The sequence below is a fragment of the Methylobacterium nonmethylotrophicum genome, from assembly GCF_004745635.1.
GTDB lineage: Bacteria > Pseudomonadota > Alphaproteobacteria > Rhizobiales > Beijerinckiaceae > Methylobacterium > Methylobacterium nonmethylotrophicum.
Map to the genome: position 1 here is coordinate 89,378 of NZ_SRLB01000006.1, position 24,790 is coordinate 114,167.

Here is a 24,790-nt window from a genome sequence, read left to right on the forward strand (position 1 = left end):
CTGTCAAGGCGCGCGCGTCGCGGATCGCAGGGCGCCGACGAGGTGGAGCGAGCCGGTGACGAGCACCCAGCCGCCGCGCCGGGCGGCCCGCTCGGCCGCCCGCGCCAGGGCCTCGTCCGGCGCCTCCACCGCCTCGGCCGCGAGTCCCTCGGCGAGGGCGAGCCCCCGCAGCGCCGCGGCGCCGTGCCCGCGGCGTCCCGGCATCTCGGTGCAGATCACTTCCGCTCCCGGGCCTTGCGCACCGTGCCGGTGCAGGACCGCGAGGAAGCCCGCCGCGTCCTTGTCGGCCGCCAGGGCCACCACGGCGATGCAGGGGCCGGCGAGCGCCGGATCGTCCGCGAGGTCGCGCAGGACCGCCGCGAGGTTGAACGGCACGTGGGCGCCGTCGAGCGCCACCGGCACCAGCCCCGCAGGGCCCCGGATCTCCCGCCGCTCCAGCCGCCCCGGCAGCCGCGCGGCCTCGAGGGCCGCCGCATCGAGCAGGGCGCCACCGAGCGGGATGGAGCGGCCCGCACGGGTGCCGGTGGCGCCGTTCCTGCCGAGATGGTCGAGGACGAGGCCAGCCAGAGCCGCGTTCTCCTGCGCGATCGAGGCGCCGGCCGGGATCGCCGGCCGCAGGACCGGGCAGCCGAGGGCGGCGGCGCGGGCGGCGACGACGCGCCCGGCCTCGTCCCGAGGGCCCAAGGTGGTGACGAGCGTGGCGCCGGCCTTGAGGATGCCGGCCTTCTCGGCGGCGATGGCGGCGCGGGTATTCCCGAGGATCTCGGTATGCTCGAGCTCGACATTGGTGATGACCGCGACCGCGCTCGCGACCGCGTTGGTCGAATCGAGGCGCCCGCCGAGGCCGACCTCGACCACCGCCCAGTCGAGCCCGGCCTCGCCGAAGACCAGGAGGGCGGCGGCGGTCAGCACGTCGAACCAGGTCGCGTCCCGGCCGGCCGTCGCGTCCCGGCCCGCCGCCTCGTGGGCGTCGAGCGCCCGGGAAAGCGCCCGGGCGAGCACCGGCTCCTCTACCGGCCGGCCCCCGAGGCAGACCCGCTCGGTGACCGACTCGACGTGGGGCGAGGCGTAGCGCCCGACCCGCAGGCCGGCCCGCATCAGCCCGGCCTCGATCAGCGCGCAGACCGAGCCCTTTCCCTTGGTGCCGCCGACATGGATCACCCGCAGGTCCGCCGCCGGCTCGCCGAGCCGCCGCAGCAGGTCGCGCATCGGGTCGAGGCCGACCCGCATCCCGCCCCGCGGCCGCTTCTCCCAGTCGGTCAGGCGGTCGAGGCGGTCGAGCACCCCGGTCAGGGACGAAGCGTCGTGCGCGGCGATCATGGGTCACCCGTCGGTCGGTTCGGGGGGTGCCCAGGCGAGCGGCAGCGAGACATCCGCGCTCCCCGGTGGTTGGACCACCTTGAACCTCGCCAGTCACGCGGACAGCCCCCCATAAGAGACGAGCCGGTGGCGGGCAACGGGCCGCGTCACCTTGTGCGGGCTCCGGCGGACGGCTACTCACCGACCCAAGCCCCTTGGCCCAGCCGCTCGGCCCGGCCTCTTGGCCCAGCCGCTCGGCTTCGCCCCTCGCGCAGGATCGCCCGCCGCCTTGCCCGCCCGCCTCGACGCCATCGACTGGGCGATCCTCCGGGAGCTGCAGGCCGACGGCTCCATCACCAACGTGGAGCTGGCCCGCCGGGTCGGCCTCTCGGCGCCGCCCTGCCTGCGCCGGGTGCGGGCCCTGGAGGAGGCCGGCATCATCCGCGGCTACCGGGCGCTGCTCGAGCCCAAGGCGCTCGGCTACGAGGTCGTGTGCTTCGCCATGGTGCAGCTCGCCGCGCAGGGCCAGGCCGAGCTTGCCGCCTTCGCGGCGGAGATGCGGGGCTGGCCGCTGGTGCGGGAATGCTGGACCCTCTCGGGCGAGACGGACTTCCTGCTCAAATGCGTCGCGCCGAATCTCGGGGCGTTCCAGCAGCTCGTCGGCCACCTCACCGGCCTGCCCAACGTGCGCACCGTGCGCACCGCCCTCGCGATCGACCAGATCAAGGACGAGCCGATCGCCCCGCTGGACGGCACCGCCGAGGCGTGAGGCGAGTCATCCACTGCCGCCGCATCTCCCTAACCTGTGAAACGCTGACTTTCGCGACAGTCATACCTTATATGGGTGATGCCGTAGGACAGTGCTGCGCGTTGTCATCACGGCTGCTGAAGTCCAAACCGGGCGCCCCGTGGCGTCCTGCGAACCGTGAGTTGTTGTTTTGATGGGACGATGACGATCCTGGCGTGTGCGGCGGCCGGCGTTACTCGTGACCATTACTGAAGCGCCATGATCGCAAGGTGACGATGCGCCACTCCATAGACCCGGTCAGCCTTTTCGCCACCCCGATCGGCCGCCTGACGAGCGCTCCCGACGATCCCGTGCCGGTGACCCAGACGCTCTACCGCATCCCGGACGGCAGCTACGCGCTCCGGACCTGCCTGCATCTCGGCGGAGACCCGCGGCGCGATGCCTGCGACGTGATGATCTACGCCGACGAGGACGACCTGCGCGAGGCGCTGTCGGCCGGCGGTGACGGGTTCGACCAGGCGCTGCTTGCGGCCGCCGGCCTCGACCGGGGCGGGTAGGCAGTCGGCGAGCGGCGCAACCTAGAAGGGAATGCCGCGCTCGGGTCGAAATCCAACCCGCTTGGCCACGCGAGGGTCTGAACCCGGCCCCTTGCGGACGCTGCACTCACGTCTCGCAAGTGGCCGTTTCGCACGTGACAGCGGTCATCCGGCGATCGTCTTCAGCGCCGCGAGCAGTTCCTTTGCCATTGGACCCGCCGATGCTGGATTTTGACCGGTTATGAGGCGGCCGTCGACAACAACTTTCGGCATCCAATTATCTGCTGAGGAGTATTCGGCGCCTTCTGCTCGAAGTGCGTCTTCTAGTTCGTAAGGAACGTCGTCGCGGGCATAATCGTATTCTTCCTTCTTCGAAAAGGAAGTGAGCTTCTTGCCGCGCACGAATGGGACGCCGTCACCAAGGTCCACGCCGAGGAGCGAGCAGGGGCCGTGGCAAACGGCGGTCACGATCTTGCCCGTGGTCCAAGAGCGAACGACAGCCTTCTGCACATCCGTATTGCGCGCGATGTCGACCATCGGTCCGAGACCGCCCGGGACCAGAATTGCGTCATAGTCAGCGGCATCGATTTCGGACAGCTTGCGGCTCCGATTGAGTCTCCGAAATGCCTTGCTTTCCAGAAATTTTTTCTGTGCATTATCGTTTTCGTCATAAGCATCGTAAGGTGTCCAGCCGCCTGAGATGGATGCGAACTCGATCGCTATCCCCGCTTCGTCAAGCACCTCAAATGGATGAGCGACCTCGGCAAAAAAGAAGCCGGTCTTGCGATTGTTCGGTCCAATGACCGCTGCGTTGGTGACAATAAAGAGAACATGCTGGGTCACGATGTTGCTCCCTGTCGAGAGATCCGCGCAGCTTGTGAATACGCAACTGGTTCAGCATCCTGTCTGATGTATAGGCCGGATGCAAACGCTGCTGATCGTTCGGCGTGAGGCGGCCGGTGGGGCAACGGCTCGTTCACACCCGCCACAGCCCCTCGCATGGTCAAGCTGGTTGGGTTTTGACCTAAGCATCACTCGCCGAAGTGGTCACCGGTTCAGCGGCAAAAATGATGCAGGCCAGGAGCGAAGCAGAGTTGCCCCGTGCAGCTCCGCTGAGTGTCTCTCACACAACTCCCGATCGCCGGCCTTGCTCAGTGTGGCGGCCTCGGCGAAGCGTGGGTTGTGTGAGGTGCAGTTAGCCGCGCGTCTCCACGATCGCCCCCTCGTGCGGGCCGAGCGCGACGCTGTCCTCGACCGTCTCCCCCTCCCGCCCGGGACCGCTGGCGAGGACGATCCGCCCCCGGCCGGGAAGGGCGGGCCGCAGGCGCGAGGCGGTGAGGTTGAGCGCGACGACGAGCCCGTCCGCCCGGTGCCAGCGGGCGAAGACCAGGGTCCCGCCCCCGCTCGACAGCCGGCGGTAGCGCCCGGTCTGCAGGGCCATTCGGCTCCGCCGCAGGGCGATGAGCCGGCGGTAGAGCGTGAGGAGCGAGCCTGGATCGCCGCGCTGCGCGGCGATCGTGCAATGGTCCGGCACCCCGTCGGCCGGCAGCCAGGGCTCGCCGGTGGTGAAGCCCCCCTCCGCCTCCCAGCGCAGGGGCACCCGGAACGGGTCGCGGCTCAGTCCGTAGCCCGGCACGCAGCGCTCGAACGGGTCGCGCCCGGCCTCGGGCGGCACCGGCACGCTCGGCATCCCGACCTCGTCGCCGGCATAGAGAATCGGCGTGCCCGGCAGCGTCATCAGCAGCATCGCGGCGATCCGGGCCTGGTCGGTCCCGATCCGGCCGGCGATGCGGGGCTTGTCGTGGCTGCCCAGCACCCAGTTCGGCCAGGCGCCCTCCGGCAGCGCGTCGAGGAAGTCCTGCACCAGGCGCCCGATCGCGTCGGGCTTCCAGGGCGCGTCGACGAGGCGGTAGTTGAGCGGCAGATGCAGGCGCGGCACGTCGGCGCCGTAGAAGTCCGGCAGCGTGTCGGGCGCGGTGTCGACCTCGCCGAGGAGCACGCGGTCCGGAAACTCCTCCACCACCTGCCGCAACTCGGCAAGGTAGTCGAGGCCGACCGGCTGGCTGTCGGTGCGGGTGCGCCGGAAGCGCTCGGGCGGCGGCGTGTCGCCGTCGACATCCGGGTTCGGAGGCTCGTCGCGCAGGACCGCATCCTCCGCCAGCACCGCCGCCGCGTCGACCCGGAAGCCGTCGACCCCGCGCCGCAGCCAGAACCGCATCACGTCGTGGATCGCCGCCCGCACGGCGGGATTGCGCCAGTTGAGGTCGGGCTGCTCGGGCAGGAAGGCGTGGTAATAGGCTTGGCCCGTCGCCGGGTCGGTGGTCCAGGCCGGGCCGCCGAACCGGCTGAGCCAGTTGTTCGGCGGCAGGCCGCCCGGGCCCGGATCGGCCCAGACGTACCAGTCCCGCTTCGGGCTGTCCCGCGCGGCGCGGGCCTCCCGGAACCAGGGATGCCGGTCCGAGGTGTGGTTGGGCACGAGGTCGAGGATCAGCCGGATGCCGCGGGCCTGCAGGGCGGCGCGCAGCCGGTCGAAGGTGTCGAGGTCGCCGAAAGGCCGGCCGACGGCGCAGTAATCCGCGATGTCGTAGCCCGCATCAAGGAGCGGCGAGGGATAGATCGGCGTCAGCCATACGGCGCCGACCCCGAGATCCGCCAGGTGGTCGACCCGGCTCAGGATGCCGGCGAGGTCCCCGAACCCGTCGCCGTCGGAATCCTGGAAGGAAGGGGTGAAGATCTGGTAGATCACCGCGCGCTGCCACCAGGGCTGGCCGGTGGCGGACGCGCCGGCGGAGCGGGCGTCGTCGGAGGCGGGATCGGTCAGGTCGCTCATCGGCTCAGGTCTGCGATCGCTCTCGCGCGTGGCCGCGCGGCTGGCCGAGGAGAACGACCGACCGCAGGCCCGGTTCGCATCGCCCTGTCCTTCGCGGTCTTCGATCACATCCTGCATGAAACCTTCCGGTCTGCTCGACGTCGCGCCGGGATGATCGCGTGCCTTGCGGTGCCGCAGCCGGTGCGGATGTTCGTCCCGCGCGGGTCTTGCTAAGCAGAGCCCGACTGATTCGCCCTGAAAGAGACCCATGAGCTTCGTCCAGGCGGCCTTCGGCCGGTTCAAGCAGACGGTGACGGCCTATGCGGGCGACGCGCTGCTGATGCGGGCCGCGGTCTCGGCCTGCGCCAACGTGATCGTGGCCGACGGCGAGGTCGCGGGCGCCGAGTTCGAAGCCGCTCTCAAGGGCCTGCTGGCCGATCCCGTCCTGGAGAAGGGCTACGACAGCCTGATGCTGGAGGAGGAGCTCTACGACGCGATCGGCCGCGCCCGGACCCGCGCCGGGCGGATGCAGAACCGGCACTTCATCGAGGCGATCGCCGAGCGCCCGGCGGAGCAGCGCCAGAGCGTCTTCCTGATCGCCGCCGACGTCGCCGATTTCGAGGGCATCAGCCGGTCCGAGCACCGGGCGCTGACCGAGGTGGCAACGGCGCTCCGGCTCGATCCGGACGCGCTGCTGTCCTGACCGCCGCCTGCGCGGGGTCGGGAGCCGGCCGGGTGCCCCTGCTATACCTGCGCGTCACCCCGGGCTCGGCTGACGCGGGCCCGCGACGGAACGGGGGCTGTCCGACGCCCCCGACATCGCCCGCCTTCTGACCGGCCCTCACCCCTCCATCGCGATCAGCGCTGCATCGCCCCCCGCCGCCGCGGTGTTGACCGTCACGGTCTGCTCGGTGGCGAAGCGGGCGAGGTAGTGCGGCCCGCCGGCCTTCGGGCCGGTGCCGGAGAGGCCGTGGCCGCCGAAGGGCTGCACCCCGACCACCGCGCCGATCATGTTGCGGTTGACGTAGACGTTGCCGGTGGAGAGCCGCGCCACCACCCGCTCCACCGTGGCGTCGATGCGGGAATGGATCCCGAGCGTCAGGCCGTAGCCGGTGGCCTCGATCGCGTCGAGCACCCGGTCGAGGTCCCCGGCGTGATAGCGGGCGACGTGCAGGATCGGGCCGAACACTTCGTCCGTCAGGGCCTCGGGGCCGGGGATCTCGTAGATCTGGGGCGCCACGAAGTGCCCCTCGCCCGGGACCTCGCCGACGTAATGGGTTCGGGCAGCGCGGCGCATCGCGGCGCCGTGGCGGTCGAGGCGGGCGCGGGCCTCGGCGTCGATCACCGGGCCGACATGGGTGGCGGGGTCGGCGGGGTCGCCGAGGCGCAGTTCCCTCGCGGCGCCCGCCACCATGGCGATCACCTTGTCGGCGACGTCCTCCTGCACCAGGAGCAGGCGCAGGGCCGAGCAGCGCTGGCCGGCGGAGCGGAAGGCGGAGGTCACCACGTCGTCGGCGACCTGCTCAGGGAGAGCGGTGGCGTCGACCAGCATCGCGTTGATGCCGCCGGTCTCGGCGATCAGCGGCACGATCGGGCCGTCCTTGGCGGCGAGCGCCCGGTTGATGTGGCGCGCCACCTCGGTCGAGCCGGTGAAGACCACGCCGGCGACGTCCCGGTGCGCCACGAGCGCCGCCCCGACCGTGCCGTCGCCGGGCAGGAGGTGGAGGGCGGAGGGCGCCACGCCGGCCCGGTGCAGCAGGCGCACGGCCTCGGCCGCCACGAGCGGCGTCTGCTCGGCGGGCTTGGCCACCACCGCGTTGCCGGCCATCAGCGCCGCCGCGACCTGCCCGACGAAGATCGCGAGCGGGAAGTTCCAGGGCGAGATCGCCACGAACACGCCGCGGCTGCGCAGGGACAGGCGGTTGCTCTCGCCGGTCGGGCCCGGCAGGGCCTGCGGCGTCCCGAAGAGCTTGCGCCCCTGCGCCGCGTAGTAGCGGCAGAAATCCACCGCCTCGCGCAGCTCCGCCACCGCGTCGTCGAGGGTCTTGCCGGCCTCGGCCTGGAGCAGGTGGATCAGCCGGCCGCGCGAGGCCTCCATCGCGTCGGCGGCGCGCTCCAGCGCCGCGGCGCGTTGCTCAGGCAGAACCCTGCCCCAGGCGAGCGCGCCCTTGCGGGCGGCCCGCATCGCCGCCGCGGCGGTCTCGGGCGACGCCTCGGTCACGGTGCCGACGACCGTGCGGGCATCGCTCGGGCTCACCACGGCGCGCGGCGTGCCGCCCTGCACCGCGCCGTCGACGAGCGGGGCGGCCTCTCCGGGCCCTCCCGCCGCGGCGACCGCCCCGGTCAAGCGCTCGAGCGCCGCCCGGTCGCCGAACTCGACCCCGGCGGAGTTGATCCGCTCCGGCGCGAACAGGTCGGCCGGGCGGCGCAACTTGGCGTGCCGGGCGCGGTCCGGGTTGCCGACGCTCTCGGCCGGGCGGCGCAGCAGGCTCTCGACCGGCACCGCCGGGTCGGCGGCCTGCGAGACGAAGGAGGAGTTGGCGCCGTTCTCGAGGAGCCGACGCACCAGGTAGGCCAGGAGGTCGCGATGGCCGCCGACCGGCGCGTAGGTGCGGCAGGCCACCCCCGGCACGCGGGCGAGCAGCCGGGCGTAGAGCGCCTCGCCCATGCCGTGCAGGCGCTGGAACTCATACGTTCCCGCCTCGGGTCCGGCCCGCTCGACGATCGCCGCGACGGTGAGCGCGTTGTGGGTGGCGAATTGCGGGAAGAGCCGCGGCCGGTGGGCGAGCATCCGCTCGGCGGCCGCCACGTAGCTGAGATCCGTCATGCTCTTGCGGGTGAAGACGGGGTAGTCCGGAAGGCCGCGCTCCTGCGCCCGCTTCACCTCCGTGTCCCAGTAGGCGCCCTTGACGAGGCGCACCATCAGGCGCCGGTCGAGGCGGGCGGCGAGGTCCGCGACGTGGTCGATGACGGCGAGGCAGCGCTTCTGGTAGGCCTGGACCGCGAGCCCGAACCCGTCCCAGCCGGCAAGCGACGGATCGCCCATGACGGCGGCGATGACGTCGAGGGAGAGCTCCAGCCGGTCCGCCTCCTCGGCATCGACCGTGAAGTTGAGGTCGTAGCTCTTGGCGGCCCGCGCCAGGTCGAGGAGGACCGGCACCAGCTCGGCCATCACCCGGTCGCGACTGAGCGCCTCGTAGCGCGGGTGCAGGGCCGAGAGCTTGACCGAGATGCCGGGACGGTCGGGCAGCGGCTTGTTGCCGGCCGCCCGGCCGATCGCCTCGATGGCGGCGGCGTAGGAGGCGGCGTAGGCGCGGGCATCCTCCGCCGTGCGGGCGCCCTCGCCGAGCATGTCGAAGGAGTAGCGGTAGAGGCGCCCTTGCCCGCTCGCCGAGCGCTTGAGCGCCGCCTCGATCGTCTCGCCGAGCACGAAGTGCCCGCCCATCACCCGCATCGCCTGGCGGGCGGCCTGGCGCACCGCGGGCAGGCCGAGGCGCTTGGCGAGGCCGGCCAGGATCCCCTCCGGCGTGTCGCCGGGCTGGATGATCCGGGCCGAGAGGCCGAGCGCCCAGGCCGAGGAGCGCACCAGCAGGGCGTCCGAGCGGGTGGCGTGCTGCTCGAAGCCGCCGAAGCGCAGCTTGTCCTCGATCAGCCGGTCAGCGGTGGCGGCGTCGGGCACGCGCAAGAGCGCCTCGGCCAGCACCATCAGGGCCAGCCCCTCCTTGGTCGAGAGCGAGTATTCGCGCAGCATCGCCTCGACGCCGCCGAGGGACCCGCTCTCCTGCCGGATGGCGCCGACGAGGTCGCGGGCGAGCGCGTCGACCCGCGCCTCGCGCTCGCGGGGCAGGGTGCTGCGCTCCAGGAAGAGGCGGGCGAGAGTGGCGTCGTCGGCCGCGTAGGGAGCGTGGAAGACCGGGAGGGGAGCGGGCATCGGGGCAGTCCGGGCGAGGCGCTTCAAGACGATGCTCAGCGTAAACCGGCTTTCGCCGCGCTTCGATGGCGCTTATCGCGGGATCGCCGCAGGATCAGCGGCGAAACGGGCAGGTGGTAGAGAACATGACGGACGGGCTCGACCGGGTCGACCGGCAGATCCTCAGGATCCTCCAGCGCGAGGGGCGCATCCCGAACGTGGAGCTGGCCGAGCGGGTCGGGCTGTCGCCGACCGCCACCGGCGAGCGCTTGCGCCGGCTGCAGAAGGACGGGGTGATCACGGGTTTCGGGGCGCGGCTCGACCCGCATCGCCTGGGCCTGAGCCTCCTCGTCTTCGTCGAGGTCTCGCTGGACAAGACCACGCCCGACGCCTTCGCGCGCTTCGCGGCGGCCGTGCGGCGCGCGCCCGAGGTGCTCGAGTGCCACATGGTCGGGGGCGGGTTCGACTACCTGGTCAAGGCCCGCGTCGCCGACATGCCGGCCTATCGCCGCTTCCTCGGCGAGGGCCTCTTAGGTCTGCCGGGGGTCAACAACACCCGCACCTACGCGGTGATGGAGGAGGTGAAGAGCGACGGGCTGCTGCCGCTCTGACGCCCGCGCCATGCCCCGGGCGCAGGAGATGACTGCGACATAACGGAGCTTTGCGGCGCCTGCGGAGTTGGCAGACGGAGCAACTTGCCGCAGTCTCTCGGGGACAGGCCGCCGCAGAGCGGCCCGACGAGAACGGAGGTACGCCGATGGTCAATCCGAACCGCCTCGTGAAGTCCGCCTGGATCGCCGCGGAGGTCTCCCGCGACAAGGCCGAGAAGGTCCTGGTGGTCGAGGCCTATATCGCGGTGAGCCCGCTGGAGGGCGGCTTCGACGCCGACCGTTACGGCCGCCTGGTCGAGGACGTGCGCCGGATCCTGGCCGACAATCCCGACATCGACCGCGCCTCGATCCTCAGCGTCCACCGCGAGTCGCGTTGCGCCGCGCTCTTTCGCCGGGGTGCCTGCGAGGAGGAGCGCCGGCCCGAGCTGGTGGCCTGAGGCGCGGCATCCCCCTCTCCCACCCACGACCTCATCCTGAGGTGCTGCCGCTTGCGGCAGCCTCGAAGGAGGGCTCCAGACGTCTCCGTGATCCCTGGAGCCATCCTTCGAGGCCGTCGATCAAAGATCGAGATGATCTCCGATCGCGTGCGATCTCCGATCGCCAGCACCTCAGGATGAGGTCGTGGATGGGATGATCAGGGTTTGATGGGGTGCTCAGCTCGGTCGAACTGGTCTCGGGCGTCCGCGGTCACGGGTCGCGCTGCGCGGCCCCGGAATGACCAGGAGGGTCCTCATTCGCCGAGTGAACCCGACGAGGCGGGGCCTTATGACCCCGCCCCGGCCGATCTCACAGCCCCTCGAACAGCGCCGACGAGATGTAGCGCTCGGCAAACGAGCAGGCGACCGTCACGATCCGCTTGCCCTTGAACTCGGGCCGGGCCGCGACCTCGAGGGCCGCCGCGACGTTGCCGCCGGTCGAGATGCCGCCGGGGATGCCCTCGATCCGGGCGAGGAGGCGCGCGGTGTCGAAGGCGGTCTGGTTGGAGACCGTCACCACCTCGTCGATCACGCCGCGGTCGAGCACGTTCGGCACGAAGCCGGCGCCGATGCCCTGGATCTTGTGCGGGCCGGGCTGGCCGCCGGACAGGACCGGGGAATCCTCCGGCTCGACCGCGATCACCCGGAGGTTCGGCAGGCGCGGCTTGATCACCTGGCCGACGCCCGTGATGGTGCCGCCGGTGCCCACGCCCGCCACGAAGGCGTCGAGCTGGCCCTGCGTGTCGTTCCAGATCTCCTCCGCGGTCGTCTTGCGGTGGATCTCGGGGTTGGCCGGGTTGTTGAACTGCTGGGGCATGATGGCGCCCGGGATCTCCTTCAGCAGTTCCTCGGCCTTGGCGATCGCGCCCTTCATGCCCTGCGGGCCGGGGGTCAGCGCCAGCTCGGCCCCGAGATAGGCCAGCATCTTGCGCCGCTCGAGCGACATCGTCTCGGGCATGACCAGGATCAGCCGGTAGCCCCGGGCCGCGGCCACGAAGGCGAGCGCGATGCCGGTATTGCCGGAGGTCGGCTCCACCAGGGTGCCGCCGGGCTTGAGCACGCCGGAGGCCTCCATGGCGTCGATCATGTTGACGCCGATGCGGTCCTTCACCGAGGCGATCGGGTTGAAGAACTCGAGCTTCAGGAGGATCTCGGCGTCGACCCCGCGCTCCTTGGCCAGGCGGCTGAGGCGCACCAGCGGCGTGTTGCCGATGGTCTCGGTGATCGACCCGTAGACCCGCCCGTGGCCGATCCGGCGGCCGTGATCCGAGGTGGCGGTGGCGTCGGCCATGGTGTGTCTCCCTCAAGGGCTCGTCGTCCGCCGCACGGGTAGCGGAAATCCCGCGCTGCGTCGAGGTATGCTGTTTTATACAGATTTCGACTGTAAAATATGCTCTGTACCAGTATGGGGCGGACACCGGAACACCGCCCTTCCTGCCGGGTTGAACGGCAGCGCATCGCGCGCGGCGCGGCGCGCCACGGACCTCGCCAGGACGGTAACCTTGGGTCACAATGTCGCTCCGGCAAGCCCCGACACGGCAAGCCCCGAACAGGCGACACCGCCCGCCCGAGAGAGTCGCATGCCCGAGATCCTGCCTCGCTCCACCGTCGAATCCGGTCCTGGTCCGGAGGGCTCCGTCCCGGCGAGCGAGGCCGCCCGGGTGCCGGTCCCGGCGAGCGGTCCGCACCGGGTGGTGATCGTCGGCGGCGGCTTCGGCGGGCTCACCACGGCGCGGGGCCTCGGCGGCGCCGAGGGCATCGACGTCACGCTGATCGACCGGCGCAACCATCACCTCTTTCAGCCGCTGCTCTACCAGGTCGCCACCGCGGTGATCGCCCCGGGCGAGATCGCCGAGCCGATCCGGGCGATCCTTCGCCGGGACCGCAACGTCTCCGTGCTGATGGGCGAGGTCCAGGGCGTCGACGTCGAGGGGCGTGCCGTGATCCTGCGCGACGGCACCCGCATCCCCTACGACACGCTCGTCCTCGCCACCGGCGCCACGCACAGCTATTTCGGCCATCCCGAGTGGGAGAAGCACGCCCCGGGCCTGAAGACCCTCGACGACGCGCGCCGGATCCGGGCCCGGGTGCTGCTCGCCTTCGAGGCGGCCGAGCGCGAGGACGACCCGGCCGCCCGCGAGCGCCTCCTGACCTTCGCGGTGATCGGCGGCGGGCCGACCGGGGTCGAGATGGCGGGCGCCATCGCGGGCCTCGCCCACCACGCCCTGTCGCAGGATTTCCGCCGCATCGACCCGACCAAGGCCCGCATCCTGCTGATCGAGGCGGCGCCCCGGGTGCTCGGCACCTTCTCGGAGGACCTTTCGGCCTATACCCGCCAGGCGCTCGAGCGTCTCGGCGTCACGGTGCTGACGAACCATGCCGTCGAGGACGTGTCGGAGGCCGGCGTCACGGTGGCGGGCCGGCTGATCCCGGCCGCCACCGTGGTCTGGGGCGCGGGCGTGCGCGCCTCGCCGGCGGGCGAGTGGCTCGGGGTCGAGACGACGCGCCAGGGCCACGTCCCCGTGGGTCCGGACCTCGCGGTGATCGGCCGGCCCGGGATCTACGCGCTCGGCGACCTCGCGATGGCGAAGGCCGAGGACGGCACGCCCCTGCCGGGCCTCGCCCAGGTGGCCGACCAGCAGGGCCGCTATCTCGGCCGCTCCTTGCGCGCCCGGATCCTGCACGGCGCCGCCCCGGCGCCGTTCCGCTTCAAGAGCCGCGGCAACCTGGCGATCATCGGCCGCAATGCCGGCGTCGTGCAGTGGGACCACACCAAGCTGAAGGGCTTCCTCGCCTGGTTCGTCTGGGGCGTCGCCCACGTCTACCTGCTGGTCGGCTTCCAGAACCGCATCGTCGTCACCCTGCGCTGGCTCTGGGCCTACCTGAGCTTCCAGCGCGGCGCCCGCCTGATCGCCGAGCGCGACGAGGCCGTGATGGCGCTCATCCGCGGCAAGGCGCCGGCCGCGCCTCCCCCGCCCTGACCCTTCGACGGAGCACGCGATGGCGAGACCCCCCTCCGACCTGCCGCCGACCCGCACGATCGCGCCGGTCGCGACGCCGCCCGATTCCGCGGCGCCGACCTCGGCCCAGCTCAAGGCCGACATCGACAGCGGCCGCACCGGCGACAAGACGGAGGTGTTCGATCCCGGCCTGTCGCCGCTGGGCACCGACGACGAGGCCGCCGGCCACACGCCCTCGCCCGAGCGGGTGGCGCTGGCCCGGGCGACGGAAGGGGCGGGGCGCTGGCGCGCCGGCGGCGAGACGAAGTCCTACGCCCATCACCGCCAGAACAAGGCGCTGTGGTTCTTCCTCGCCTTCATCGTGCTGGCGGCCCTCGTGTTCGCGTCGGTGGCGTGGCTGCGCTGAGCTAAGCGGACTGGTGTTTGCGTGCTACAGGGTACAGACAGTGCGGTTCTGGCGGCGTCAGGCCCTCCTCCTACCCGCGACCTCATCCTGAGGTGCTGCTGCTTGCAGCAGCCTCGAAGGAGGCCTCCAAAAGGCTCCGCGATCCCTGGAGCCCTCCTTCGAGGCCGTCGATCAAAGATCGAATCGATCTCCGATCGCGTGCGATCTCCGATCGCCAGCACCTCAGGATGAGGTTTGAGGATCGGAGATCCGTGACCGCCGGTAGATCGCGCTGTCGTGTACCGTGACCTGCCTGGCGCAACTCCGCTTAAGTTTTCGTTTTGCCGCAATTTTATTTTGCAAAACCGGCGATCGATTTTGTGAAACCTGCTTGGCGGCCCGGTCGAGGCGCCGGAGCCGGTGTCGAGGTCCGCGAGCGGCGTCCGGACGAAGAATGCCCCGGGCTCATCGCCCGGGGCACGGATCTCACGCGTCAGGGCGCGGGAGCCTCGGCTCAGAACGTGCCGAACTTGAAGTTGAGGCCGGCGCGGACGAGGCTGCCCTCGGTGCGGAACCGCGTGAAGTAGCCGACGCCGGGGCTGAGCGGCGCGCCGGTCGAGGCGACCAGGATGTTGCGGCTGCCAAGGTCGTAGCGGAGGTATTCGATCTTGGCCGTCACCGCGCTCGACTTGAGGAAGTTCAGGAACGAGTCGGTCGGAAGGGCGTACTCGACGCCGCCGCCATAGGCGTAGCCGGTCTCGATCCGCGAGCGGCTGCCGAAATAGGTGACCGGCGCGTTGGTCTGGAAGGCCACCGTCTGGGTCACGTCGCCGTAGGCGAAGCCGCCGGTGCCGTAGACCAGGAAGCGGTCGAACGCGTAGCCGATCCGGCCCCGCACCGTACCGACGAAGCTGAGATCCGCCCGGTAGCTGTTGGTGAGCAGGTTCGGGTTGAAGGCCGGCAGGAAGATCGTCTCGCTGCGCCGGCGGTTCAGGTCGGTATAGGCCGCGTCGGCCTCCAGGCCGATGACGAAGCCGGAGCCCGGCGTGAACTGGTAGTTGTAGCCGACCTGGCCGCCGGCGGTGAAGCCGTCCTGCGGCAGCGGGACGTTGGGGCGGCGCAGGCCGTTATTGACGTTGGTCTGCAGCGCGCCGATGCCGGTGGTGCGCAGGGTGTCGGCCTCGGTGAAGGCGTAGCCGGCATTGACGCCGAAATAGGCCCCCGTCCAGGTGAAGACCGGAACCGGCGTGAAGACCGGCGGCGGCGCCGCGCGCCGCGGCAGGTCGGCCGCGGAGGCAGCGCCCGCGGACAGGACGGCGGCGCCTCCGGCCGCGAGGATGCGTCTGAGCATCGGAATTTCCCTTTGTGCGTGATTGGGACGCCCGCGTGATAACCGGCCGCCCCGGCGGGGCCTATGTCCGGATGGCCACGGCGGCACGGAATGCGCGCCTTCGACCAAGTTTCGGGCCGACAATCGACGCAATTTGACTGGGAGTGGTCGAGGGGACACGCGACAACTCGTCTTTCATGATCTAACAAAAAATCTCGTCTGTAGTCGGGATTAAACGGGATGTTCGGACGTAAGCTTTCCGCGCCGGGCCGGGAACGCCACGGGCCGGCGAGTGGCGCCTCGATACGTGGCGACGCGACCGCTGGCCCCCGGACCGCACCCGGGATCGCGGCTCGGAGACGTGAACAATGCGGTCATGTGGTCCTGCTCTCCCGGGTGCTCATTTTCTCTTGGGCCGACGTTCAATTTTTCTGATTCGAGAGCGCCTTGACGTAAATCGCGTTCAATCTTAGCTCAGTTCGGCGCGGCGATCGTGTGACTGGATCCTCTGATCTCGACGGATCGGCGCCAAGTCCCGAACCGGGCGCGGTGCGTGTGGCCGAAGGTCCGGGGCCCCGGCCTTGGACTCTCCTGCGCCCGCGTGTAGAAGCCCGACGATCCCATCGCGTTACGTCCGCGCCGGCGTCCCGTCCGGTCGGCTCCCGACAACTCCCGAGGCCATCATGAGCGTGGGCACCGCCGCCAATTCCCGGTCCAACTCGTTCTTCTCCGCGTCGCTGGCCGACGCCGATCCGGAGCTCGCCCGCGCGGTCGGGCAGGAGCTCGGTCGCCAGCAGCACGAGATCGAGCTGATCGCCTCGGAGAACATCGTCTCGCGCGCCGTGCTCGAGGCGCAGGGCTCGGTGCTGACCAACAAGTATGCCGAGGGTTATCCGGGCCGGCGCTACTACGGCGGCTGCGAGTTCGTCGACATCGCCGAGAACCTCGCCATCGAGCGCGCCAAGCGCCTGTTCGGGTGCGACTTCGCCAACGTGCAGCCGAATTCCGGCTCGCAGGCGAACCAGGCCGTGTTCATGGCGACCATGCAGCCCGGCGACACCTTCCTCGGCCTCGACCTCGCGGCGGGCGGCCACCTCACCCACGGCGCGCCCCCGAACGTCTCGGGCAAGTGGTTCAAGCCGGTCTCCTACACCGTGCGCCGCGACGACCAGCGCATCGACATGGAGCAGGTCGAGCGCCTGGCCCAGGAGCACAAGCCCAAGGTCATCATCGCGGGCGGCTCAGGGTATCCCCGCCACTGGGACTTCGCGAGGTTCCGCGAGATCGCCGACAGCGTCGGCGCGGTGTTCTTCGTCGACATGGCCCACTTCGCCGGCCTGGTGGCGGGCGGCGCTCATCCGTCGCCGTTCCCGCACGCCCACGTCGTCACCACCACCACCCACAAGACCCTGCGCGGCCCGCGCGGCGGCATGATCCTGACCAACGACGAGGCGCTGGCCAAGAAGCTGAACTCGGCGATCTTCCCGGGCCTCCAGGGCGGGCCGCTGATGCACGTCATCGCCGGCAAGGCGGTGGCCTTCGGCGAGGCGCTGCGGCCGGAGTTCAAGGTCTATGCCCGCCAGGTGGTGGAGAACGCCCGCGCGCTCGCCGACACGATCATCTCGGGCGGCTACGACATCACCTCGGGCGGCACCGACAACCACCTGATGCTGGTCGATCTCCGTTCCAAGGAGCTGACCGGCAAGGCGGCGGAAGCCGCGCTCTCCCGCGCCGGCATCACCTGCAACAAGAACGGCGTGCCGTTCGATCCCCAGAAGCCGACGATCACCTCCGGCATCCGGCTCGGCACCCCGGCCGCGACCTCGCGCGGCTTCGGCGTGGCGGAGTTCAAGAAGGTCGGCGAGCTGATCGTGCAGGTGCTCGACGGCCTGCATCGCGCCGGCGAGGCGGGGGATGCGGGTGCCGAGGAGGCGGCCAAGCGCGAGGTCCACTCCCTCACCGACCGCTTCCCGATCTACGGCTGATCGCGAGAGCCTGACTCCCGGCTTCCCCTTCCGCCGGGAGCGCTCTAGAACACGCCCCTCCGGGGCCGGTCCCGCGCGGGACCGGCCCTTTTTCGTCACGAGAGGAACGGGCGGCCGATGCGGTGCCCCTATTGCGGCGGCCTCGACACGCAGGTGAAGGATTCGCGGCCGAGCGACGACAGCTCGGCGATCCGGCGCCGGCGGATCTGCCCGGATTGCGGCGGCCGCTTCACCACCTTCGAGCGGGTGCAGCTGCGCGAGCTGATCGTGGTCAAGCGCTCGGGCCGCAGGGTGCCGTTCGATCGCGACAAGCTGCAGCGCTCGGTCGAGACGGCTTTGCGCAAGCGCCCGGTCGAGCCGGAGCGGATCGAGCGCCTGGTGAGCGGCATCACCCGGCGCCTGGAGAGCAGCGGCGAGGCCGAGGTGACCAGCGAGGCGATCGGCGAGGCGGTGATGGAGGGGCTCAAAGGCCTCGACGACGTCGCCTACGTGCGCTTCGCCTCGGTCTACAAGAATTTTCGGGAGGCCCGGGACTTCGAGGAGCTGCTCGGCCACCTCGCCGCCGGCGCGGCGCAGGCCGCGGCGGCCGCCGACGAGACGGCCCCGGCCGACGAGGCGCCGCCGGCCCGGCGCCCGCGGACCCGCGCGTCATGAGCGGGCCGGATGCTGCGGCCCAACAGGCGGTCGACCGGCGCTACATGCGCCTCGCCCTGGCGCTCGGCCGGCGCCACCTGGGCCAGGCCTGGCCGAACCCGTCGGTCGGCGCGGTGCTGGTCGGCGGTCCGCCCGGGGCCGAGCGCATCCTCGCCCAGGGCGTGACGCAGGAGGGCGGCCGGCCCCATGCCGAGCGGGTGGCCCTCGCGGCGGCCGGGGAGGCGGCCCGAGGCGCGACCCTCTACGTGACCCTGGAGCCGTGCTCGCATCACGGCCGCACCTCGCCATGCGCCGATGCCACCATCGCGGCCGGCGTCGCCCGGGTGGTCAGCGCGATGGACGACCCCGACCCCCGGGTCGCCGGCCGTGGCCATGCCCGGCTGAAGGAGGCCGGCATCGCCGTCTCGGTCGGGCTGATGGGGCTTGAGGCGGCCCGCGACCAGCGCGGCCACATCGCGCGGATCACCCTGGGCCGGCCGGCCGTCTTCCTCAAGCTCGCCCGCACGGCGGACGGCTTTGCGGCGGGAGGGGAGGGGCGGCTGATGATCAGCGGGCCCCGGGCCAATGCCGAGATCCACCTGCAGCGGGCCCATTGCGACGCCATCATGGTCGGCGTCGGCACGGTGCTGGCGGACGACCCCGAACTGACCGTGCGCCTGCCCGGGATGGCGGCGCGCTCGCCGCTGCGGATCGTCCTCGATCCCCAGCTCCGCACGCCCCCTACGGCCCGCCTGGTGCGCACGAGCGCGACCGTCCCGACCCTGATCCTCGCAGGCCCCGGCGGCCCCGCCGCGGCGGCCGAGGCGCTGACGGCGGCCGGTGCCGAGGTGCAACGGGTGCCGATCACCGCCGAGGGGCGCATCGACTTGCCCGCAGCCCTGCTTTTCCTCGGCGCCCGCGGCCTGACCCGGATCTGCTCGGAGGGCGGGCCGACCCTCGCCGATGCCCTCGCGCGCGAGAACCTCGTCGACGAGTGCCTGCTCGTCACCGGCGACAGGCCCCTCGGCCAGCCCGGCCTGCCGGCGGTCGGCCCGAACCTCGCCGCGCGCCTCGCCTCGGCGGACTTCGCGGTCGCGGAGGAGTACAGGATCGGGACCGATCTCTTCACCTGCCACGCACGGAGCCCGTAGATGTTCACCGGCCTCGTCTCGGATGTCGGCCGCGTCGCCGCGGTCTCCGGCGATTCCAAGCTCCGGCGCATCGCCATCGACTGCGCCTACGACCCCGCCACGATCCTGATCGGCGCCTCGATCGCCTGCGCGGGGCCCTGCCTCACCGCCGTGACGGTGACGCCGCGCGAGGGCGGCTGCACCTTCGCGGTCGATGCCGCTGCCGAGACCCTGGCCCGCACCACGGTGGGGCTTTGGGCGCCCGGCACCCGGGTGAACCTCGAGCGCTCGCTCAAGATCGGCGACGAGCTCGGCGGCCACCTCGTCACCGGCCACGTCGACGGGCTGGCCGAGATCCTGGCCCGCGAGCCGGTGACGGCGCAGGTCGACGATGTCTGGGCCCCGAGCGAGCGTTTCGTGATCCGGGCGCCCGCGCCGCTGGCGCGCTTCATCGCCGAGAAGGGCTCGGTCTGCCTCGACGGCACCTCGCTCACCGTGAACGGTGTCGAGGGCGACACCTTCACGGTGCTGCTGATCCCCCACACGCTCGCGGTCACCACCTGGGGCGAGCGCCGGGCCGGCGACCGGCTCAACCTCGAGGTCGATCTGATCGCCCGCTACGCGGCGCGGTTGACCGAGGCGCGGGAGGCGGTCGGGACCGTCTGAAGGTCGGCGGCCGGTCGCGCCCTCAGCCTCCGGTCGCCGCGGTCCCGTGCGGGCCGATGCGCCGCGGCATCAGCCCTTCCCGGCACAGCGTGTCCAGGATCTCGGCGGTGTGGCCGGGGCCGCGGGTCTCGATCGTGACGTCGATCGAGACGCTTTTCGCCGGCACGTCGAGGTGCAGGCGGCCGTGCGAGACCTCCAGGATGTTGGCGCCGAGCTCGCCGAGCCGCCCGGCGACCCGCCCGAGCACGCCGGGCCGGTCGCTCGCGGTCATCCGGAACGAGATGATGCGGTCCTCGCGCTCCAGCTCGCGCACCATCACGGAGGCGAGCAGCCGCGCGTCGATGTTGCCGCCGCAGAGCACCAGCCCGACGGTGCGGCCGGAAAAGAGGTCGGGCCGGGCGAGCAGCGCCGCGAGGCCGGCGGCGCCCGCGCCCTCGGCGAGGCTGCGCTGGAGCGTGGCGTAGTCGTGCACCGCCCGCTCGATCTGCGGCTCGTCGACGAGGACGATCTCGCGCACGAGGTCGCGGATGATCGGCAGGGTCAGGCGGCCGACGGTCTTGACCGCGATGCCCTCGGCGAGCGTCGGGCCGCCGATCGGGCGGTCCTGCCCGTCGATGGCGTTGAGGAACGAGGGGTAGAGCGCGGCTTCGACGCCGTAGAGCGCCACCTGCGGCTCCGGGCTCGCCGCCACCGCGATGCCGCTCATCAGGCCGCCGCCGCCGATCGGCACCACCAGGCAGTCGAGGTCCGGGGCGTCCTCCAGCATCTCCAGCGCGATCGTGCCCTGGCCGGCCATCACCAGCGGATCGTCGTAGGGGTGGACCAGCACGTAGCCGTGCGCCTCGACGAGGCGCTCGACGGCGGCTGCCGCCTCGACCAGGGTCTCGCCCTCCAGCACCACCGTGGCGCCGTGGGCGCGGGTGTTCTCGACCTTCACCAGCGGAGTCGTCGCCGGCATCACGATGGTGGCCGGGATGTCGAGGCGCTTGGCGTGGTAGGCCACGGCCTGGGCGTGGTTGCCGGCCGACATCGCCACCACGCCGCGGCGGCTCTCCGCCTCCGAGAGGGCGCTGAGCCGGTTGATCGCGCCCCGCTCCTTGAAGGCGCCGGTCGCCTGCATGTTCTCGTGCTTGACGAGCACCCGCGCCCCGGTCAGCTCCGACAGGCGCGGCGCCTGCACCAGCGGCGTGCGCAGCACGTGGCCGCGGATCGTGCGGGAGGCCCGGACGACGTCGTCCGGGGTGATGGCGTAGGGCTGGCTCAACGGGCTTCTCCGGCGCAGCACCACTCTACGGCCGGCAGCATCCGGCGTCAGCCCGCCCCCGGCTCGGCGAGCGCCGCGTCCGGCGTGTCGAGGTAGTAGTGCTTGAGGAGATAGAGCGCCGCGCCGCCGACCGGGCCGCGGTCGCTCGACAGGCCCGACAGGTCGGTGCGATTGAGCCCCGAGAACTCGCAGACCGCGTAGCGCGGCACCGGGGTGCGGCCGTCGCGCTCCTGCGAAAAGTCGATGCGGATGCTGCGCTCCTGCGGCCCGCTCGCCGTGCGCAGGACCGCGACGCGGGCGCCCGCCGGCACCAGGGTCGGCAGCGCCCGCCGGCAGGTCCGGGCCTGCTCCGCGTCGACGCTCCCGGAGCAGGCGCCGAGGCCGAGAAGGGCGGCGAGGATTACGGGCCTCGTCTTCCCCCTGACGCTCGGGCTCACCCCCGTTTCCAAGGTCACCCTTGGCGCAGCCGCTCGGCGACCCGCGGGGCGAAGTAGGTGAAGATGCCGTCGGCGCCGGCGCGCTTGAAGGCGGCCAGGCTCTCCATCATGGCGCGCTCGCCGTCGAGCCAGCCGTTCTGGGCGGCGGCCGCGATCATCGCGTACTCGCCCGAGACCTGGTAGGCGAAGGTCGGGACCGAGAAGGTCTCCTTCACCCGGCGGATCACGTCGAGATAGGGCATGCCGGGCTTGACCATCACCGAGTCGGCGCCCTCGTCGAGGTCGAGGGCGACCTCGCGCAGGGCCTCGTCGGTGTTGCCGGCATCCATCTGGTAGGTGCGCTTGTCGCCCACCAGCGTGGCGTTGGTGCCGATCGCGTCCCGGAACGGGCCGTAGAAGGCGCTGGCGTACTTCGCCGCGTAGGTCATGATCTGCACGTCGCGATGCCCGGCCCGGTCGAGCCCGGCCCGGATCGCGCCCACCCGCCCGTCCATCATGTCGGAGGGCGCGATGATGTCGGTGCCGGCCTCGGCCTGGATCAGGCTCTGCTCGACCAGGAGCGCCACCGTCTCGTCGTTGACGATCACCCCGTCCTCCAGGAGCCCGTCATGGCCGTGGCTGGTATAGGGGTCGAGGGCGACGTCGGTGATGACCCCGACCTCCGGCACCGCCTTCTTGACGGCGCGGACGGCCCGGCAGACGAGGTTGTTGCGGTTCAAGGCCTCGGAGCCGGTCGCGTCGCGCAAGGCGGGCTCGACGAAGGGAAAGAACGAGATCGCCGGGATGCGCAAGCCGGCGGCCCGCTCGGCCGCCCGCACCGCCTCGTCGATCGACAGGCGCTCGACGCCCGGCATCGAGGCCACGGGCTGGCGCCGCCCGTCGCCCTCGATCAGGAAGATCGGCCAGATCAGGTCGTCGACGGTGAGCGTCGTCTCGCGCACCAGGCGGCGCGACCACTCGGCCTTGCGGTTGCGCCGCGGGCGCTGGGTCAGCGCCAGGGAGGCCGGCTCGGTCCGGGCGGCTTCCCGGGCCAGCGGCCGGGGCATCGGCTGGATCTGCGACATCCGGGATCGGGCCTCCTCGCGGCCCGCTTCGCGCCGGGCCTGATTCTTCGTGGAATTCATCCAATGCGGAGGTAGCACGATCCGGCCCGCGCCAGAACCCGGGCAGAGCTGCGCAAGCAGGGAAGCCGGTGCATGGCAGGGCCGCGGGCGCTCCACGGCACGGCGCGGGCGCTCGACACGACCGCGGGCGCGCGGCGGGGCCGCGGACCGCCCTGCGCCGTTGACGGGGCGGGTCCCGCCCGGTTAACCGCCCTTAACCCCGGAGGGACGAGACCATGGGCGAGACGGCGGACGACGCGGTTCTGTGCGAGCGGCGGGGTGCGGCCGGGCTCATCACCCTCAACCGGCCGAAGGCGCTCAACGCGCTGACCCTCGAGATGGTGCGGGCGATCCGCGCCGCCCTCGAGGCCTGGGCGGCGGATCCGGCGGTGACCCGGGTGGTGGTGCAGGGCGCCGGCGAGCGCGCCTTCTGCGCCGGCGGCGACATCCGCCGCATCCATGAGGAGGGCAGCGCCGGGCGATACGCGCAAGCCCAGACCTTCTTCCGCGAGGAATACGAGCTCAACGCGCTGATCCAGCGCTACGCCAAGCCCTATGTCGCGCTGATCGACGGCATCGTGATGGGCGGCGGCGTCGGGGTGTCGCTGCACGGCTCGCACCGGGTCGCGGCGGAGCGCACCGCCTTCGCGATGCCCGAGACCGGCATCGGCTTCTTCCCCGATGTCGGCGCCACCTACGCCCTGCCGCGCCTGCCGGGCTTCGTCGGCACCTATCTGGCGCTCACCGGCGAGCGGATCGGCCAGGGCGACGTCCTCGCCTTCGGGCTCGCCACCCACGCGGCCCCGGCCGCACGGCTCCCTGAGATCCGCGACGCGCTCGCCGAGGGCGCGCCGATCGAGACGGCGCTCGGCCCGCACGACGATCCGGCCCCCGGCCCGGTCCATGCCGAGCGGGCGCTGATCGACGCATGCTTCTCGGCCGACAGCGTGCCTGAGGTTCTGGCGCGCCTCGACGCCGCCGGCTCCGACTTCGCCGGCAAGGCCGCCGCGACGATCCGGACCCGCTCGCCCACCAGCCTCACCCTGGCCCTGGCGCAGATGCGGCGCGGCGCCTCCCTGTCCTTCCCGGAGGCGATGCAGCTCGAATACCGCATCCTGTGCCGGATCCTGCGCGGGCACGACTTCTACGAGGGCGTGCGCTCGGTCCTGATCGACCGCGACGGAAAACCGGACTGGCGGCCCGCCACCCTGGAGGCGGTGAGGCCCGACGACATCGCAGCGCATCTCGCGCCGATGCCCGGCGAGCCGAGCTTCACCTGACCATGCGCTCGCTCAGCAAGGTCCGGGGCGGTCCCCGGCGGTCGGTGCCCGAGGACACGGCCGACCGCATCGAGCGCCGGGCGCCGCGGCCCGAGACGCGCTGGGACGTGGTGCTGGTCTGGCTGATGCGGGTCGTCGCCGTGGTGTGGATGGTCAAGGGCCTGAGCGCCTGGGCCGAGATCCTCGGGGCCCGCCCCAACGCCGCGCCGTTCGAGGCCGCGCCGATCGGGCGCCAGGCGGTGATCGTCTATTTCGGGGTCATGAACCTCCTGGCGGCGGTGGGCCTGTGGCTCGCCACCGCCTGGGGCGGGGTGGTCTGGCTGCTCGCCGCCACCTCGGCCATGGTGCTCGCTCTCCTGACGCCGCAGCTCCTGCCGATGTCGCTCCCGAGCCTCGCCTTCGACGGCATGATCATCATGGTCTACTTCACCGTATCCTGGCTTGCCTCGCGCGAACTACGCTGAAGGTCAGCCTTTCTCGAAAGTGAACGATCAGGTTCATCTTCGGTTTACCGACAGAGGTAAATCGAGAATTTATCCTGTCGTTTAAACTCACATTCACGGGGTGCGCCTAATTTGAACCCATAAGCGGAGCGGGAGACACCGCCGAGCACCCCCGTACAGAGTGAGGCGTTCCCATGAAGACCCAGGCGACGAAGCTGGCGCAGACGATCTCCGCTCTCGAGGCCGAGACCGCCGTGCGTCCCCACTACCTCGAGGCCCTCCACCTGGTCGAGCGCCTGCACCGCCGGCTCCTCGACGTGATCAAGGACGAGTTCGAGCGCCGCGGCCGCGAGGACGTCAACAGCGTCCAGGCGCTCCTGCTCTACAACATCGGCGACAAGGAGCTGACCGCCAGCGAGCTGCGCACCCGCGGCTACTACCTCGGCTCGAACGTCTCCTACAACGTCAAGAAGCTGGTCGAGACCGGCTACCTGCACCACGCCCGCTCGAAGACCGACCGCCGCTCGGTGCGCATCAGCCTCACCGAGAAGGGCCGCGAGGTGCACGAGATCGTCCGCGGGCTCTACGACAAGCACGCCAAGACCATCCAGCCGATCGGCGGCATCTCGGAGGACGATTTCGGCCGCCTCAACCAGGCGCTCGCCCGCCTCGAGCGCTTCTGGACCGACCAGATCCGCTACCGGCTCTGAGGCGCAGACGCCCTCTCCCCGGCCGTGGCCCGGCGACGCCCGATCGCGGGCGCTTCCGGGCCGACCGGACCCGCG

The 24,790-nt window shown here is 71.6% G+C and carries 23 protein-coding genes and 1 riboswitch; of the genes, 14 read left to right on the forward strand and 9 right to left on the reverse strand.

Annotation, left to right across the window (positions count from 1 at the left end; all coding sequences use genetic code 11):
• Window positions 1-3: 3 nt before the first annotated feature.
• Window positions 4-1,320: a bifunctional folylpolyglutamate synthase/dihydrofolate synthase gene (locus EU555_RS09255; protein ID WP_245524215.1), complete on the reverse strand. Its 1,317-nt coding sequence runs from the start codon at window positions 1,318-1,320 to the stop codon at window positions 4-6.
• Between the two features lie 21 nt (window positions 1,321-1,341).
• Window positions 1,342-1,427, reverse strand: a riboswitch (ZMP/ZTP riboswitch).
• A 161-nt stretch (window positions 1,428-1,588) separates the two neighbouring features.
• On the opposite strand from EU555_RS09255, the gene EU555_RS09260 reads away from it, so the two are divergent.
• Together EU555_RS09260 and EU555_RS09265 are read left to right on the forward strand one after the other, a co-directional pair.
• Window positions 1,589-2,068, forward strand: a complete 480-nt coding sequence (locus EU555_RS09260; protein ID WP_135414381.1) for an Lrp/AsnC family transcriptional regulator — start codon at window positions 1,589-1,591, stop codon at window positions 2,066-2,068.
• 248 nt (window positions 2,069-2,316) lie between these two features.
• A complete protein-coding gene (locus tag EU555_RS09265; protein WP_167858496.1) occupies window positions 2,317-2,604 on the forward strand; it encodes a hypothetical protein in 288 nt (95 codons plus the stop codon).
• Window positions 2,605-2,748: 144 nt separating this feature from the next.
• Here EU555_RS09265 and EU555_RS09270 read toward each other — a convergent pair whose 3' ends face one another.
• A complete protein-coding gene (locus EU555_RS09270; RefSeq protein WP_135414383.1) occupies window positions 2,749-3,426 on the reverse strand; it encodes a type 1 glutamine amidotransferase domain-containing protein in 678 nt (225 codons plus the stop codon).
• 352 nt (window positions 3,427-3,778) lie between these two features.
• Entirely contained in the window at window positions 3,779-5,413 is a 1,635-nt protein-coding gene (locus tag EU555_RS09275) for an alpha-amylase family glycosyl hydrolase (protein WP_135414384.1), read from the reverse strand.
• A 247-nt stretch (window positions 5,414-5,660) separates the two neighbouring features.
• Here EU555_RS09275 and EU555_RS09280 point away from each other — a divergent pair, with 247 nt between their 5' ends.
• Window positions 5,661-6,095 carry a tellurite resistance TerB family protein gene (locus EU555_RS09280; protein WP_135414385.1) on the forward strand — a complete coding sequence of 145 codons (435 nt, stop codon included), beginning with the start codon at window positions 5,661-5,663 and terminating at the stop codon, window positions 6,093-6,095.
• Window positions 6,096-6,233: 138 nt separating this feature from the next.
• Here EU555_RS09280 and putA read toward each other — a convergent pair whose 3' ends face one another.
• Window positions 6,234-9,323, reverse strand: a complete 3,090-nt coding sequence (gene putA, locus EU555_RS09285; RefSeq protein WP_135414386.1) for a bifunctional proline dehydrogenase/L-glutamate gamma-semialdehyde dehydrogenase PutA — start codon at window positions 9,321-9,323, stop codon at window positions 6,234-6,236.
• 125 nt (window positions 9,324-9,448) lie between these two features.
• Here putA and EU555_RS09290 point away from each other — a divergent pair, with 125 nt between their 5' ends.
• Window positions 9,449-9,913 carry an Lrp/AsnC ligand binding domain-containing protein gene (locus EU555_RS09290; RefSeq protein ID WP_135414387.1) on the forward strand — a complete coding sequence of 155 codons (465 nt, stop codon included), beginning with the start codon at window positions 9,449-9,451 and terminating at the stop codon, window positions 9,911-9,913.
• Window positions 9,914-10,059: 146 nt separating this feature from the next.
• Window positions 10,060-10,350, forward strand: coding sequence for a hypothetical protein (locus EU555_RS09295; RefSeq protein ID WP_135414388.1), 291 nt, complete (start codon window positions 10,060-10,062; stop codon window positions 10,348-10,350).
• A gap of 349 nt (window positions 10,351-10,699) precedes the next feature.
• Here the strand turns inward: EU555_RS09295 and cysK are convergent, their stop codons facing one another.
• Entirely contained in the window at window positions 10,700-11,680 is a 981-nt protein-coding gene (gene cysK / locus EU555_RS09300; RefSeq protein ID WP_135414389.1) for a cysteine synthase A, read from the reverse strand.
• 289 nt (window positions 11,681-11,969) lie between these two features.
• On the opposite strand from cysK, the gene EU555_RS09305 reads away from it, so the two are divergent.
• Window positions 11,970-13,370, forward strand: a complete 1,401-nt coding sequence (locus tag EU555_RS09305) for an NAD(P)/FAD-dependent oxidoreductase (RefSeq protein WP_135414390.1) — start codon at window positions 11,970-11,972, stop codon at window positions 13,368-13,370.
• Between the two features lie 19 nt (window positions 13,371-13,389).
• Window positions 13,390-13,755: a hypothetical protein gene (locus EU555_RS09310; protein ID WP_135414391.1), complete on the forward strand. Its 366-nt coding sequence runs from the start codon at window positions 13,390-13,392 to the stop codon at window positions 13,753-13,755.
• A 493-nt stretch (window positions 13,756-14,248) separates the two neighbouring features.
• Here EU555_RS09310 and EU555_RS09315 read toward each other — a convergent pair whose 3' ends face one another.
• The gene (locus EU555_RS09315; RefSeq protein ID WP_135414392.1) at window positions 14,249-15,085 is read right to left on the reverse strand and encodes an outer membrane protein; all 837 of its coding nucleotides are present in this window, start codon (window positions 15,083-15,085) and stop codon (window positions 14,249-14,251) included.
• A gap of 662 nt (window positions 15,086-15,747) precedes the next feature.
• Here EU555_RS09315 and glyA point away from each other — a divergent pair.
• From glyA to EU555_RS09335, 4 genes are all read left to right on the forward strand, one after another.
• Window positions 15,748-17,049, forward strand: a complete 1,302-nt coding sequence (gene glyA / locus EU555_RS09320; RefSeq protein ID WP_135414393.1) for a serine hydroxymethyltransferase — start codon at window positions 15,748-15,750, stop codon at window positions 17,047-17,049.
• Window positions 17,050-17,166: 117 nt separating this feature from the next.
• Window positions 17,167-17,703, forward strand: a complete 537-nt coding sequence (gene nrdR / locus EU555_RS09325) for a transcriptional regulator NrdR (RefSeq protein WP_135414394.1) — start codon at window positions 17,167-17,169, stop codon at window positions 17,701-17,703.
• Complete coding sequence (ribD, locus tag EU555_RS09330) at window positions 17,700-18,833, forward strand: bifunctional diaminohydroxyphosphoribosylaminopyrimidine deaminase/5-amino-6-(5-phosphoribosylamino)uracil reductase RibD (protein ID WP_135414395.1); 1,134 nt, start codon at window positions 17,700-17,702, stop codon at window positions 18,831-18,833. Before nrdR ends, ribD begins: the two co-directional genes overlap by 4 nt.
• Window positions 18,834-19,478, forward strand: a complete 645-nt coding sequence (locus EU555_RS09335; protein WP_135414396.1) for a riboflavin synthase — start codon at window positions 18,834-18,836, stop codon at window positions 19,476-19,478.
• Between the two features lie 22 nt (window positions 19,479-19,500).
• Here the strand turns inward: EU555_RS09335 and EU555_RS09340 are convergent, their stop codons facing one another.
• The 3 genes from EU555_RS09340 to hemB are packed head-to-tail and all read right to left on the reverse strand — an operon-like array spanning window position 19,501 to window position 22,243.
• A complete protein-coding gene (locus EU555_RS09340) occupies window positions 19,501-20,742 on the reverse strand; it encodes a threonine ammonia-lyase (RefSeq protein ID WP_135414397.1) in 1,242 nt (413 codons plus the stop codon).
• Window positions 20,743-20,789: 47 nt separating this feature from the next.
• Window positions 20,790-21,179 (reverse strand): hypothetical protein, encoded by a 390-nt coding sequence (locus tag EU555_RS09345; RefSeq protein WP_135414398.1) that lies wholly within the window; start codon window positions 21,177-21,179, stop codon window positions 20,790-20,792.
• Window positions 21,180-21,193: 14 nt separating this feature from the next.
• Window positions 21,194-22,243, reverse strand: a complete 1,050-nt coding sequence (gene hemB / locus EU555_RS09350) for a porphobilinogen synthase (protein WP_135414399.1) — start codon at window positions 22,241-22,243, stop codon at window positions 21,194-21,196.
• 275 nt (window positions 22,244-22,518) lie between these two features.
• Between hemB and EU555_RS09355 the strand changes: the two genes are divergently transcribed.
• The 3 genes from EU555_RS09355 (at window position 22,519) to ldtR (ending at window position 24,715) form a co-directional block, all read left to right on the forward strand.
• On the forward strand, window positions 22,519-23,562 hold the full coding sequence (locus EU555_RS09355; RefSeq protein WP_135414400.1) for an enoyl-CoA hydratase/isomerase family protein: 1,044 nt from the start codon (window positions 22,519-22,521) through the stop codon (window positions 23,560-23,562).
• A 2-nt stretch (window positions 23,563-23,564) separates the two neighbouring features.
• Entirely contained in the window at window positions 23,565-24,026 is a 462-nt protein-coding gene (locus EU555_RS09360; RefSeq protein WP_135414401.1) for a DUF6163 family protein, read from the forward strand.
• A 173-nt stretch (window positions 24,027-24,199) separates the two neighbouring features.
• Window positions 24,200-24,715, forward strand: a complete 516-nt coding sequence (gene ldtR / locus EU555_RS09365) for a transcriptional regulator LdtR (RefSeq protein ID WP_135414402.1) — start codon at window positions 24,200-24,202, stop codon at window positions 24,713-24,715.
• Window positions 24,716-24,790: the final 75 nt, after the last annotated feature.

Excerpts from the sequence above, each read along its gene's own strand:
- EU555_RS09360 (WP_135414401.1), top strand. The coding sequence starts at position 23,565 with ATGCGCTCGCTCAGCAAGGTCCGGGGCGGTCCCCGGCGGTCGGTGCCC.
- hemB (WP_135414399.1), bottom strand. The coding sequence starts at position 22,243 with ATGTCGCAGATCCAGCCGATGCCCCGGCCGCTGGCCCGGGAAGCCGCC.
- EU555_RS09310 (WP_135414391.1), top strand. The coding sequence starts at position 13,390 with ATGGCGAGACCCCCCTCCGACCTGCCGCCGACCCGCACGATCGCGCCG.
- EU555_RS09280 (WP_135414385.1), top strand. The coding sequence starts at position 5,661 with ATGAGCTTCGTCCAGGCGGCCTTCGGCCGGTTCAAGCAGACGGTGACG.
- glyA (WP_135414393.1), top strand. The coding sequence starts at position 15,748 with ATGAGCGTGGGCACCGCCGCCAATTCCCGGTCCAACTCGTTCTTCTCC.
- EU555_RS09255 (WP_245524215.1), bottom strand. The coding sequence starts at position 1,320 with ATGATCGCCGCGCACGACGCTTCGTCCCTGACCGGGGTGCTCGACCGC.
- putA (WP_135414386.1), bottom strand. The coding sequence starts at position 9,323 with ATGCCCGCTCCCCTCCCGGTCTTCCACGCTCCCTACGCGGCCGACGAC.
- EU555_RS09335 (WP_135414396.1), top strand. The coding sequence starts at position 18,834 with ATGTTCACCGGCCTCGTCTCGGATGTCGGCCGCGTCGCCGCGGTCTCC.
- ldtR (WP_135414402.1), top strand. The coding sequence starts at position 24,200 with ATGAAGACCCAGGCGACGAAGCTGGCGCAGACGATCTCCGCTCTCGAG.
- EU555_RS09355 (WP_135414400.1), top strand. The coding sequence starts at position 22,519 with ATGGGCGAGACGGCGGACGACGCGGTTCTGTGCGAGCGGCGGGGTGCG.
- cysK (WP_135414389.1), bottom strand. The coding sequence starts at position 11,680 with ATGGCCGACGCCACCGCCACCTCGGATCACGGCCGCCGGATCGGCCAC.
- EU555_RS09295 (WP_135414388.1), top strand. The coding sequence starts at position 10,060 with ATGGTCAATCCGAACCGCCTCGTGAAGTCCGCCTGGATCGCCGCGGAG.
- EU555_RS09290 (WP_135414387.1), top strand. The coding sequence starts at position 9,449 with ATGACGGACGGGCTCGACCGGGTCGACCGGCAGATCCTCAGGATCCTC.
- nrdR (WP_135414394.1), top strand. The coding sequence starts at position 17,167 with ATGCGGTGCCCCTATTGCGGCGGCCTCGACACGCAGGTGAAGGATTCG.
- EU555_RS09275 (WP_135414384.1), bottom strand. The coding sequence starts at position 5,413 with ATGAGCGACCTGACCGATCCCGCCTCCGACGACGCCCGCTCCGCCGGC.
- EU555_RS09315 (WP_135414392.1), bottom strand. The coding sequence starts at position 15,085 with ATGCTCAGACGCATCCTCGCGGCCGGAGGCGCCGCCGTCCTGTCCGCG.
- ribD (WP_135414395.1), top strand. The coding sequence starts at position 17,700 with ATGAGCGGGCCGGATGCTGCGGCCCAACAGGCGGTCGACCGGCGCTAC.
- EU555_RS09305 (WP_135414390.1), top strand. The coding sequence starts at position 11,970 with ATGCCCGAGATCCTGCCTCGCTCCACCGTCGAATCCGGTCCTGGTCCG.